This window comes from Flavobacterium pallidum (assembly GCF_003097535.1).
GTDB lineage: Bacteria > Bacteroidota > Bacteroidia > Flavobacteriales > Flavobacteriaceae > Flavobacterium > Flavobacterium pallidum.
The window spans coordinates 1,867,610-1,880,690 of the sequence record NZ_CP029187.1 but is presented as its reverse complement, the minus strand read 5'-3'; the positions used below and the strand labels follow the sequence as shown (position 1 = coordinate 1,880,690).

At 43.7% G+C, this 13,081-nt stretch carries 9 protein-coding genes; 6 read left to right on the top strand and 3 right to left on the bottom strand.

The window, feature by feature from the left end; translation table 11 throughout:
- Positions 1–56: 56 nt before the first annotated feature.
- From HYN49_RS07555 to HYN49_RS07540, 4 genes are all read left to right on the top strand, one after another.
- On the top strand, positions 57–1,223 hold the full coding sequence (locus HYN49_RS07555) for a hypothetical protein (protein WP_108903552.1): 1,167 nt from the start codon (positions 57–59) through the stop codon (positions 1,221–1,223).
- A gap of 32 nt (positions 1,224–1,255) precedes the next feature.
- Positions 1,256–3,346 carry an FG-GAP-like repeat-containing protein gene (locus HYN49_RS07550; RefSeq protein WP_245892149.1) on the top strand — a complete coding sequence of 697 codons (2,091 nt, stop codon included), beginning with the start codon at positions 1,256–1,258 and terminating at the stop codon, positions 3,344–3,346.
- 173 nt (positions 3,347–3,519) lie between these two features.
- A complete protein-coding gene (locus HYN49_RS07545; RefSeq protein WP_146185062.1) occupies positions 3,520–6,399 on the top strand; it encodes an FG-GAP-like repeat-containing protein in 2,880 nt (959 codons plus the stop codon).
- A 69-nt stretch (positions 6,400–6,468) separates the two neighbouring features.
- Positions 6,469–9,744 (top strand): FG-GAP-like repeat-containing protein, encoded by a 3,276-nt coding sequence (locus HYN49_RS07540; RefSeq protein ID WP_108903550.1) that lies wholly within the window; start codon positions 6,469–6,471, stop codon positions 9,742–9,744.
- A gap of 70 nt (positions 9,745–9,814) precedes the next feature.
- Here HYN49_RS07540 and HYN49_RS07535 read toward each other — a convergent pair whose 3' ends face one another.
- Both HYN49_RS07535 and HYN49_RS07530 read right to left on the bottom strand, forming a co-directional pair.
- Positions 9,815–10,654, bottom strand: coding sequence for a DUF5777 family beta-barrel protein (locus HYN49_RS07535; RefSeq protein ID WP_108903549.1), 840 nt, complete (start codon positions 10,652–10,654; stop codon positions 9,815–9,817).
- Between the two features lie 32 nt (positions 10,655–10,686).
- Positions 10,687–11,076 carry an OB-fold protein gene (locus tag HYN49_RS07530; protein ID WP_108903548.1) on the bottom strand — a complete coding sequence of 130 codons (390 nt, stop codon included), beginning with the start codon at positions 11,074–11,076 and terminating at the stop codon, positions 10,687–10,689.
- A gap of 55 nt (positions 11,077–11,131) precedes the next feature.
- Between HYN49_RS07530 and HYN49_RS07525 the strand changes: the two genes are divergently transcribed.
- Positions 11,132–11,500: a hypothetical protein gene (locus tag HYN49_RS07525; RefSeq protein WP_108904990.1), complete on the top strand. Its 369-nt coding sequence runs from the start codon at positions 11,132–11,134 to the stop codon at positions 11,498–11,500.
- Between the two features lie 11 nt (positions 11,501–11,511).
- Positions 11,512–12,051, top strand: a complete 540-nt coding sequence (locus HYN49_RS07520) for a YceI family protein (protein WP_108903547.1) — start codon at positions 11,512–11,514, stop codon at positions 12,049–12,051.
- A gap of 49 nt (positions 12,052–12,100) precedes the next feature.
- On the opposite strand, the gene HYN49_RS07515 is transcribed toward HYN49_RS07520, so the two are convergent.
- Entirely contained in the window at positions 12,101–13,063 is a 963-nt protein-coding gene (locus HYN49_RS07515) for an ion channel (protein ID WP_108903546.1), read from the bottom strand.
- Positions 13,064–13,081: the final 18 nt, after the last annotated feature.

The window sequence follows — 13,081 nt, the reverse complement described above, 5'->3', positions numbered from 1 at the left end:
TTATTAGCATAACCTTAACATAAATTTATTATTTTTGGTCAGCATTTTAAAAACCTATGAGACAGAACTACAAACTTTTATCCTGGTTATTCTTATTTTCTGCGGTCCTTGCCGTAACATTCATTAGTTGTTCCAAAGAAGATGATGAATATATAGAACCAATTCCGGAGCCGGTTGTTTCGCCGGTATCTGTAGACCTTACTAAAGTTCCTTATGATTCCCTTTCAAAGTACCACTTTTTTGATGGTGAAGGCGAAGTGATTGCCGCTTTGAAGGACCTTACCCCTTCCCTGGATGTTTTGCCTTATGCACCATCGAGTTCCTTATTTTCAGATTATGCCCACAAAAAACGTTTTGTATGGATGCCGAAAAATACCAAAGCCACTTTTAACAGTGACGGTACAGTTTTAGAGCTTCCTGTAGGCGCTGTGCTGATCAAGAACTTTTACTATGACAATGTACAGAACATTGCTAACGTAGGCGGTAGGCGAATTATTGAAACGCGCCTGATGATCCGCAAAAGCGACGGATGGATATTTGCCGATTACAAATGGAATGCCGAACAGACGGAAGCGACATTCGATCTTTTAGGTAGTTTTGTTGACGTGGAATGGAAAGATGAAAATAACGTTACAAAATCTTCCCATTACCGGATCCCAAACGAATCCCAATGTGTGATTTGCCATAAATCAAGGGATATTAACGATGTAACGACTTACATTCCTATCGGGATCAAGCCGCAAAACCTGAACAACAATTACAATTATGGCACTGAGACGAAAAACCAGCTGACCAAATGGATTGAAAAAGGATATCTCGACAGCAACTTCACCTTTCCTACTGCTGAAAACACTACAATCGATTATAGTGACACGTCACAGCCTATTGAATTAAGGGCCAGGTCATATGTCGATATCAACTGTGCGCATTGCCACGGCGTGGACCGCCACTGTGATTACCGCCCGATGCGTTTTGCATTTTCTGAAACCAAAAACAACCTTGCCAATATGGGCGTTTGCGTCGATACTCAGGATATGCAGAGTTTCCCGCCTTCATTAAACAAGATTGTAAATGGCGGAAGGCCGGAAAAATCAATGCTTTACTACAGGATCAACACGACTGATGAAACTTACCGTATGCCGCTTCACGGAAGGACCATCCTTCATGATGAGGGTATCGCCCTGATGCGCGACTGGATCAATTCGCTCGAGCGTTGCGACTAATGAACTTACCAAACACCATAAACTAAATTAAGATGTATTTAAAAAATTACCTGAATAAAAAGAAGCCTGCCTTCTTTACTAAAATCCTCACCATGGCTGCGATGATGAGTTCCGGCCTGGCACTAGCCCAAAACAGCTGCCAAACCGCATTGCCTATTACGGCAGGCATGTACACCATCGATGCCATCAATGGTACAAATATAGCTTCAGTTTGCACGACTGCGGGAGCAGCGGAATGGTATTCCTATACTCCTGCGGCAAATTATACACTGACCGTGAGTTCTGATTTTGAACAGAATATTTGCGGGGACACTGGTTTCGTTGTCTACACAGGCGATTGCAGTGCCCTTACCTGTTATGTGGAAGATGATGATTCAGGTATCATCCCCTGTAACGTCGCGCCAAACAATAGTTATCTTTCTAAAAAATCGTTTGATGTCCAGGCCGGGGTTACCTATTATATTGCCTGGGACAACAGATGGAGTCCAAACGGATTTGATTTTCAGCTTTTGGAAGGCCCTCCGGTAATTGTACCTGTTTCATACATTTCACAAACCATCCCAACCATCCCTACAGGAAACAGCATTTACAACAACTGTGTGGTGGACATGAATGGGGATCACCTAGATGATTTGGTAAATGTGAGCTCGCAAACGCTTAAAGTACATTATCAGCTTGCTGACCATACCTTTTCCAACACTACGTTCAACATTCCCGGAACTGGCTATCTGGCAGATTGGAGTATTGCAGCAGGCGATTATAACAAGGATGGATATAATGACTTGTTATTGGGAAGTGGCTACGGACTTACGTTCTGGAAGTCGAACGAGACCGGCACGGCCTACACCAATGTCACCCCGGGACAGTATATCTTCTGCCAAAGGACCAATTTCGTAGACATCAACAACGACGGAAACCTGGATGCCTTTTCCTGTCACGACGTAAACCGCAACGTATATTACATTAATGACGGAAATGGCGAAATGACTTACTATCAGTCAGGCACGACACCGGGTGCTTACAGCCTCGGACTTACAACAACTGGCGGAAACTATGCCTCGCTTTGGACAGATTACGACAATGATGGCGATGTGGATATGTTCATTTCCAAGTGCTCAGGACCTCCATGTGAATTGCACAGGAACGATGGGAATGGCGTATTTACCGATGTTTCTGCATTGGCCGGAATCAATGTGACTCCGATACAATCCTGGTCTTCAGCCATTGCTGATTTCGACAATGATGGTGATATGGATATCCTGATCGGGTCGAACGGTGGCGTAGGCCACAAATTTTTCAGGAATGATCTTGACAAATCAAACAGTGTTGAAGAACCTTTTACAAACATTACTGCCGGATCCGGTTGGGATACGGACGGTACCAACAACAGGGATTATGTAGCTTACGACTTTGACAACAACGGCTGGATTGATGTGCTCAGTGCTGGTGGCAGGATCATGTTTAACCAAGGCAATATGACTTTCGTACCTGCTACGTATGGCGCGTTGAATATGGGATCTATTGGTGACCTTAACAATGACGGTTTCCTTGATATCTTAAATGAAAATACCATCCGGTTTGCAGTACCTAATGGCAACCACTGGATCAAGGTGGCACTTAAAGGCACGCAAAGCAACAGCAACGGAATCGGGGCAAGGGTTGAAATTTATGGAGCATGGGGCAAGCAGATGAGGGACATCAGGAGTGGTGAAGGATTTGAATTCATGAGTTCTTTGAATGCCCATTTCGGAATTGGAGGCGCTACATCAATTGAAAAACTAGTCATCACATGGCCAAACGGCACCATAGACGTGATTGAAAACCCTGCTATCGATAGCATGGTTACAGTTAATGAAGGTGCATTCCCACTTGCAGTTACAGAAGCCCAAGGCGATGCTTTTGTAATTTATCCAAATCCGGTAAATGACATTATCAACATCAAATCGAAGTCTGATGCCGCCATCATTAAGGCAGAGGTTTTTGACATGACCGGAAAATTAATCTTTAAAAAAGAATCTGTAAACAACACGGTTCCTGTGAACACGCTTTCTTCAGGAACTTATATCATTAAATTACTGGATGTTAACGGAAACCAATACACACACAAATTTGTGAAATTATAACAAAAGCCAAAAAGCGGCTTGTATTGCTTATTCAACATACAAGCCGCTTCCTAAAATTCTATGCCAGACAATCTTTTTGACAAATCAAACAGCGACAGCCTTATGATTTGATCCACCTTATGATTGGAAAGTGAGGTGGAAACAACAGCAATAAACCACCAAAACTAAATCATATGAAAAAAAATTGTTCCAAAAGGAAACCCTCAGGTTTTGACATTTCCTTAAAAATGCTGGCCATCACTGCCTTTTTATTTATCCAGCATTCTTACGCACAAAACAGTTGTGCCACTGCACTTCCCATTACTGCGGGATTTTACACAATCGATGCCATTAACGGCGTTAACATTATCGGTACAACCTGCTCCAATGCCTCACAGGCGGAATGGTTTGCTTATACCCCGACTGCCAATTACAGCGTTACCGTTTCTTCTGATTTACCACAAAATATATGCGGAGACACGAATTTCAGTGTTTATACGGGAACCTGCGGCGGATTGAACTGCTATACCAAGGATGATGATTCGGGGGTGCTGCCCTGCAACCTTCCACCGAATTCATCATATCTTTCCAAAAAGACATTCGATGTCATGGCGGGTGTCACTTATTACATCGCCTGGGATAACAAATACAACACCAATGGTCTTGATTTTGAGCTCACCGAAGCGCCATTTATACCAAGTCCGTGCTACACCGCCGTCCCTGTAACTGCAGGTACTACTACGGTCACGGCAATCAACGGTTCGAATGTAAACACTTCCTGTTCCACCGCTTCTATGGCAAACTGGTACGCCTACACCCCAACACAGGATTATTTTCTGACAATCACTTCCGATTTACCGCAGAACATTTGCAAGAACACCTTTTTCGCCGTTTATAAAGGCTCCTGCTCGGGCGGACTGACTTGCGTCACAAGCGATGACAATTCCGGAAATATTGCCTGTAATTCAGGGAATACGCTTTCAAACCTTTCGATGAAATCATTTAACGTTACTGCCGGGACCCTTTATTATATTGCATGGGACAACAGAGGCGGTAACGACGGTTTTGACTTCCAGATCATCGAATCACCTACTCCGTGTTCCAGCGCTATCCCGGTCACGGCCGGAACCTACACTGTTGATGCCATCGACAGCACCAATATGACCACAAGCTGTTCGACAGCTACTCTGGGAAAATGGTACAAATACGTGCCGTCACAGGATTATCATGTAACAATCAGTTCGGATTTGCAGCAAAATATCTGCAAAGACACCAATTTCAACGTATACAAGGGAAGTTGTTCTACAACACTTACCTGTGTGACCAGCGACGACAATTCAGGAGTAATTGCCTGTGATTCGGGAAATACGCTTTCCAATCTTTCTAAAAAAACGTTTGATGTCGTAGGTGGCGTCACTTATTATATCGCGTGGGATAATAAATGGAGTACAGCTGGTTTCGATTTCCAGATTTCAGAAGCAGAAATTGTTGTCCCTGTCAATTTCACATCCCAGACCATTGCTACAATCAACAGCTCCTATAATATTTGCGTTGCCGATATGAATGGCGATTTCCTTGACGATATCGTAGGCGTAAGTACCAATATGCTCAGGACAAATTACCAAAATGCGGATGGCACGTTCACGCTGGCGACTTTTTCAGTTCCCGGAAGCACTAACCAGCCTTCATGGAGTATGGCTGCAGGTGATTTGAATAAGGATGGCTACAACGATTTGCTGCTGGGTGGGATTGACGGACTTACTTTCTGGGAATCAAATGACACCGGAACAGCATATACCAGCGATACGCCGGGACAATATATTTTCTGCCAAAGGACTAATTTCGTCGACATCGACAATGACGGCAACCTCGATGCCTTTTCCTGCCACGATGTACAGCGTAATGTATATTATATGAATGACGGCAATGCAAATATGACTTATTATCAATCAGGTACAACTCCCGGGGCATACAATTTAGGACTCACAACAACCGGCGGAAATTATGCTTCTTTATGGACAGATTATGACAACGACGGAGACGTGGATCTTTTTATCTCAAAATGCTCAGGACCACCATGTGAATTACACCGAAACGATGGAAATGGTGTCTTTACCGATGTTTCCGTACAGGCAGGCATCAGCTATCAGCCAGTAACAAGCTGGTCATCAGCACTGGGTGACTATGACAATGATGGCGACATCGATATTCTGATTGGCAAAAACGGCGGTGTGCAGGCAAGGCTCTACAGGAACGATTTAGATAAAACAAATAATACCGAAGAACCTTTCGCTAACGTCACTGCGGGTTCCGGTTGGGATACAGATACCACCAACAACACCGATTATGTAACCTATGATTTTGATAATGACGGATGGCTGGATATTTTCGGGACCGGTGGAAAAATCATGTTCAACCAACACGATATGTCTTTCCTTCCGACTTATTATAATTCCTTGAATCCGGGACCAATCGGTGACCTGAACAATGACGGATTTCTGGACATCCAGAACGGAAATACCATCCGTTATGGCGTACCAAACGGAAACCACTGGATTAAGGTAGGACTACGCGGGCAGGAAAGCAACAGCAACGGTATCGCTGCCAGGGTTGAAATTTATGGCGTGTGGGGCAAACAAATCAGGGACATCAGGGCTGGAGAAGGATTTGAATTTATGAATTCCCTGAACGCCCATTTCGGTATCGGAAGTGCAACGGCAATCGATAAATTGGTTGTTATATGGCCAAGCGGCACCGTTGATGTAATCAATAATCCTGCCATCGATGCCATGGTTACTATAAATGAAGGGGCATTCCCTTTAGCAATTACAGAAGCAGGGAACGATGCCTTTATGATTTACCCGAATCCGGCATACGACATCATCAACATCAAATCCAAATCAAGCGCAGCGATCATCAAAGCCGAAATATATGATTTGACAGGAAAAATGGTACTTAGGAAAGAATCTGTAAACAATGCCATTTCGGTGAATACACTTGCCGCAGGGACTTACATCATGAAGGTGCTTGATGTAAACGGACAGCAATACACACATAAATTTGTAAAATTCTAAAAACTGAAAGCCGTCCCATTGTGGACGGCTTATATTTTTAATTTCTTCAATCAACCTAAATTAAACCGTATGAATTTAAAACACTACACGAAAAGGAAATTATCAGCTTTCGGTATTTCCTGTAAGCTTTTGGTGCTAGCGGCCTTGTTTGGCCTTCAGGGCGCTTACGCTCAGGACAGTTGTGCCAATGCACTGCCCATTACCGCCGGTACGTACACCGTAACAGGTATAGATGGTGCCAATGTTACCTCATTGTGCTCTAACGGAACACTGGCCGAATGGTATGCTTATACGCCGACTGCCAACTACACCGTAACTGTCACTTCTGATTTGCCGCAAAATATATGCGGAGATACGAATTTCAGTGTGTACTCCGGAACATGTAACGGATTGAGCTGTTACACTGAAGACGATGATTCAGGAACCCTTGTATGCAACACACAACCAAACAGCGGCCAGAGTTATTTATCCAAAAAGACTTTCGAAGCCCTGGCCGGTGTAACTTATTACATCGCCTGGGACAACCGGTACAACACCAATGGATTCGATTTTCAATTGATCGAAGCACCGTTTACGCCGAGTCCTTGCTATGCTGCAACCCAGATAACTGCCGGGACAATAACCGTAAATGCAATTGATGGCACCAACATTACTACTTCCTGTTCATCGGCTTCGTTGGCAAAATGGTACACTTATATTCCTACGCAGGATTATTTTCTCACCATTACTTCGGATTTGCCTCAGAACATCTGCAAGAACACTTTTTTCGCCGTTTACAAAGGATCATGCCTCAACGGGCTGACTTGCGTAACCAGCGATGATAACTCTGGAAATATCGCCTGTAATTCGGGAAATACTTTGTCCAATCTTTCTGTAAAATCATTTAATGTCACCGCCGGTACGATTTATTATATAGCCTGGGACAACCGTGGAGGGGCTGATGGCTTTGATTTCAAGCTTATTGAATCTCCGACACCATGTTCCAGTGCCATTCCGGCTACTGCAGGTACTATTACGGTGGATGCCATCAACAGCACAAACATGACCACCACCTGTTCTACAGCAGCTATGGCAAAATGGTATGCCTATACACCGGCTCAGGATTATTTCCTGACTATTACTTCTGATTTGCCACAAAATATCTGTAAGGATACCAATTTCAATGTTTACAAAGGGTCATGCTCCGGACTGCTGACATGTGTAACGAGCGATGATAATTCCGGAACCATTGCCTGTAATTCCGGAAATACACTTTCGAACCTTTCTGCAAAATCATTCAATGTGACTGCAGGAACGACTTATTACATTGCCTGGGACAACAAATGGAGCGCCGATGGTTTCGATTTCCAAATCATTGAGTCGCCTACACCTTGTACCGGTGCGATACCCGTAACTGCCGGAATTACTACGGTAAATGCAATAAATGGCACCAATATCAGTACTTCGTGTTCCACCGCTTCGATGGGTAAATGGTATGCTTATGTTCCGGCTCAGGACCTGCATGTGACCATTTCATCGGATTTGGCACAGAACATCTGTAAAGATACTAACTTCAGTGTGTATACGGGCTCCTGTACAGGAACCCTTACCTGTGTTTCCAGTGATGACAACTCAGGGACAATCGCCTGTAATTCGGGAAATACGCTTTCCAATCTGGCAAAAAAGACATTTGACGTCATCGGTGGTGTTACCTATTATATCGCCTGGGATAACAAGTGGAGTGCGGATGGCTTTGATTTCGAAATTACTGAATCCCAAATCATCGTACCGGTAAATTTCACTTCACAAACTATTACCTCGATTAACAGTACCTACAACATATGTGTTGCGGATATGAATGGCGATTTCCTTGACGATATCGTAGGCGTAAGCACCAACACCCTGAAAACCCATTATCAAAATGCGGACGGGACTTTCACTCCGGTTTCCTATACCGTTACCGGAAACAGTTTTATGCCTGGCTGGAGTATGGCAGCGGGTGATTTAAACAAAGATGGTTATAACGATTTGTTGCTGGGAAGCAGTAATGGGCTTACCTTCTGGAAATCAAACGGAACAGGGACAGGTTATACCAGCAACACTCCCGGAGATTATATTTTCTGCCAAAGGACGAACTTTGTAGACATTAACAATGACGGTAACCTCGATGCATTTTCGTGCCACGATATCGACCCGAACGTATATTACATCAATGACGGAAATGCCAATATGACCTATTATCAATCCGGGATTACACCTGGCGCCCTGAATCTCGGGATAATCATGAGTGGCGGAAACTATGCATCCATCTGGACCGATTATGACAATGATGGCGACGTGGATATGTTCGTCTCAAAATGTTCCGGCCCTCCATGTGAATTGCACCGGAATGACAACGGGGTCTTTACCGATGTATCCGTTCAGGCAGGCATCAGCTATCAGCCGGTGACGAGCTGGTCTTCAGCAGTTGGTGACTTCGATAATGATGGCGATATGGACATACTCGTTGGAAAGAACGGAGGTGTAAACGCCAGGCTTTTCAGGAATGAACTTGACACGACCAATGACACTGAAGAAGCTTTTACCAATGTAAGTGCCGGATCTGGCTGGGATTCTTATAACGATTACAACCAGGATTATGTTGCCTACGATTTTGACAATGACGGATGGCTGGACATCATGGGTGCCGGCAACAACATTATGTTCAACCAGCACGACATGTCCTTCCTGCCTACAGTGTACACCAATCTGGAACATGGCGCTATCGGCGACCTGAATAATGACGGGTTCCTTGACATCCAGAATAATAATACCATCCGCTTCGCAGTCCCGAACGGTAATCATTACCTGACTGTAGGATTGCACGGAACGACAAGTAATGCTAATGGTATTGCAGCCAGGGTTGAAATTTATGGAGCCTGGGGCAAACAAATCAGGGATATCAGGGCAGGAGAAGGTTTCAGGTATATGAATTCCCTGAATGCGCATTTCGGTATCGGAAGCGCTACTGCCATTGACAAACTTGTCATCAGGTGGCCAAGCGGCACCATTGATGTCATCAACAACCCTTCAATTGACAGCAGGATGGCCATAACCGAAGGCGCTTTCCCATTGACCGTTACCGAAACAGGAAGCGATGCTTTTATTATTTATCCGAATCCTGCGAATGACATCATCAATATCAAATCAAAGTCGAATGCTGCCATCATTAAGGTTGAAATATTTGATCTTAGCGGAAAACAGGTCTTAAGGAAAGAATCGATCAACAGTACTGTTCCTGTAAACACGCTTTCCGCCGGGACTTATATCATGAAAATCCTTGATATCAATGGAAACCTTTATACACACAAATTCGTAAAATCGTAGTTAATTAATAAACAACCAAAGAAAAAGCCGCCCTGTAATGGAGCGGCTTTTTTATTTAGTGACATAGTTTTTAGAAAACCCTGGAAAGGTTAAACCCGAAAAAGATATCGCCTTTACTCCAATCTCCGGTAGTTTGGCCTAAAAATCCTGCTTCATGTATCTGCTGCGAACTCGTGAAATGCATCTGGAACACGTGCCCCCCGGTTTCAAGATCGACACCTACCGATAATGGATTCTTATAAATCGAATTCGAAGCGCGGTTCAGGTGTGCGGCATAATCCACGTTCACGGACCATCTTTTACCGATTTTATACCTGCCGCCCATACCGATGGCATATTGCGTATTCTCCTGATCATCATTATCGACAAAATTTTCGTGGAAAATTGTCGGAGCCACTTCCAACGATAATTTATCATTGAATTTCCTTGAAACCAAAAGCTGTTGCACGTAAATCAGCCTGTCTTCACCCTTCATATTTGGGTAATTACTTTCCTTAAGCGTATTGTTTATCGCAAGACTGCTGAAACCGGCAATGGCAAATGGAAATCCATCCTTAATTTGGTTTTGCAGGGTATATTTGAGCGAGAAGTCATAAGCCACTTCGCTCCTGGCCCCGCTTATTGTCAGCCAATTGGTCAAGCCATAAAGGAATTTCAATTGCGTCACGGCATTGTCCAGTCCGTAGAAACCTTCAAAATCATCCTTTATCGACCCGAAACGGTGTGCTACGATAAAATATAAGTCGCCTTTTGCAGCCAATTTGTTCGACTCCAGATTAACAATCTTCAGGCCTTTAAAAGCAGACTCAACTTTTTCTTTGGTGCTGACGGAATCCACTCCCGCGAGCAAATCTTCCTGTGAAAAAGAAAGTGCAGGTAATAAAAATAATGATAGTAATAATTTTTTCATAGGTTATGATTAAGTGAAATAATAGCTTAAAATTATTTGGAAACAGTAGCCTGATCCAGTTGGAATTCTTCGAGCAGGTCATCATATCCAACAAAACGCCCCTTGATTTTAATTGATTTCCCCACCTCAAAACCTGTCGCGGTTGAATCTTTCAGCCTGGCCGATAATTTCTCATCAAGCATAATGGAATGTGCTGCTAAATCCGTACTGGTGATTTTGCCGTATACTTCAATAGTTTTGTCGAGGTATTTTTTATTGGAAATGCTGTCATTCCCGGAAAATTCCTTTTGGAGCTCCGCAACCTTCACGGTATAAGCCGCATCTTCAGCAGTAATATCCCGATGGTCTTTATACATGTAAAAATAAAGTCCTACCGCGGCAACGGCAACCACGACAAAAATGGTAAGTATAATTTTTTTCATATCATTTGTTTTCTTACAAACTTAATTATTTATTTTTGAATAAAATCCTATGAAAATGCATATCAAGACACTTTTAAAAATAACATGCTGCGGGCTATTACTGGCCGCCTGTACTAATGACAGCCCCGAAGACCTGCTTGACGGGCAACCCATAACCGGAACGGTCACTTATAATGCCAATGTAAAACCCATTATCACGAACAATTGTCTTTTCTGCCACACTTCTCCGCCTGTAAATGGCGCCCCTATGCAGTTGACTACTTACGAGGATGTGAAGAATGCGGTTTTGAACCGCGGCCTTTTGAACAGGATTTCGAGGCAAAATGGAGAAGAAGGACTTATGCCCAATGGCGGTCCAAGAATGCCGCAACACAATATAGATGTCATTAACCAATGGCTTGAAGACGGATTACTGGAACAATAAAAACAAAAAATATGAAAAAATTTCTGATGATTGCACTGATGATGGTCGCCGTAACGGTTTCCGCACAGGAAAAAATGATGACCAAAACCGGAAAGATTACATTCGAAGCTTCAGTACCCGCTTTTGAAGAGGTAAAAGCCAAAAACGATGCCGTTACCTGTGTACTTAACCCAAAAACCGGAGAAATCGCCAGCCTTGCGCTGATGAAAGGTTTTCGGTTTAAAGTGGCATTAATGGAAGAACATTTCAATGAAAATTATGCCGAAAGCGACAAATACCCGAAATCAACCTTCAAGGGGAAAATCGAGAATTTCGACGCGGCCGCGTTAACCTCGACGGCAAAGGATTATACGATGAAAGGCAAACTCGAATTGCACGGCAAGGTGAAGGATATTACCATTACCGCTAAAATCCGTAAAGCTGACGGTGGTATAGAAATCATTTCCAGCTTTTTCGTCAATGCTGATGATTACGGCATAGCCATCCCATCGGTGGTAAAAAGCAAAGTATCCAATAAAGTCGCGGTGAAATGTGAGTTTACAGTAAAATAATCGCTTTTCAAGCATAAAAAAAGCACTTCAAAGGAGGTGCTTTTTTATTTTAATCCAACACCATTTTACGGAACTCATTAAGTTTATCCAAATGCAATATGGTTTTCGTATTCGCCTCGTTTTCAGTATACATGATCTCGAATTTCGCGCCATACACTATTTCCTCAAACGTATATGAGGTCTTTGCCACGACCGTTGTGCTGAACATATCGTCAAACGTCCTGATATACACTAAAATCTCCCCTTCCACAGATTTGAAATCGGCTTCCTTAAAACCCCATAGCGGACTGTCCTCAGTAATCGGGTGCACCAACGTCCAGCTCAGCGTGAGCGCATTGATCCTGTCGAGTTCGAGCGGAAGCGAATAAAATTTATTGGTCAGTTTCCCATTGTCTTCAATGCTCATCCCAAGCGTCATTTTGGCCACCGCATCCGAAAAATCAGTATTCTTGAATGGCGTGAGCCTTAACATCAGTGCCGATCCGCCGCGGTATGGAGAAATCAATGCGTTATGCGAAAATTTAATATGTGCCACCGGCTTGCTGAACCGCCCGAAGAAAAGTCCCGTCGCAATCGCAAAACTCAACAACCCCACTAAAGCTTCTCCTGCTGCCAGCGAGCTCGTCAGGAAGCCATTCGGGCTGATGTGGCCGTAACCCACCGTTGTAAACGTTTGTGCGCTGAAGAAGTAGGCCTTCCCGAATTTTACGATTTCGCTGCCTGTAGTTTCAATCCCGTCCAGGTATTCGACACCGATAAAGTAATAAATGCACGCGAAAACGAAATTCACTAAAATATAAAACGTAAAAAGGATCGACATGAATTTCCAGCGCGGCATACTGATCATTGTGTGGTACCAGCTGATGCGCGAAAAAAGATTCATCCCACGCTTGCTGATATTCGCAGTCCCATCCTTATTGATGAAACGGCCGCCGTAACTGCCCGGATTGGTCCCGAAACCCGTATTGGCATCGGCGGTAGCCTTAGTGTTAATTTTGCTGAGTAAAGACATTAGGTATTTTTCGTAAAG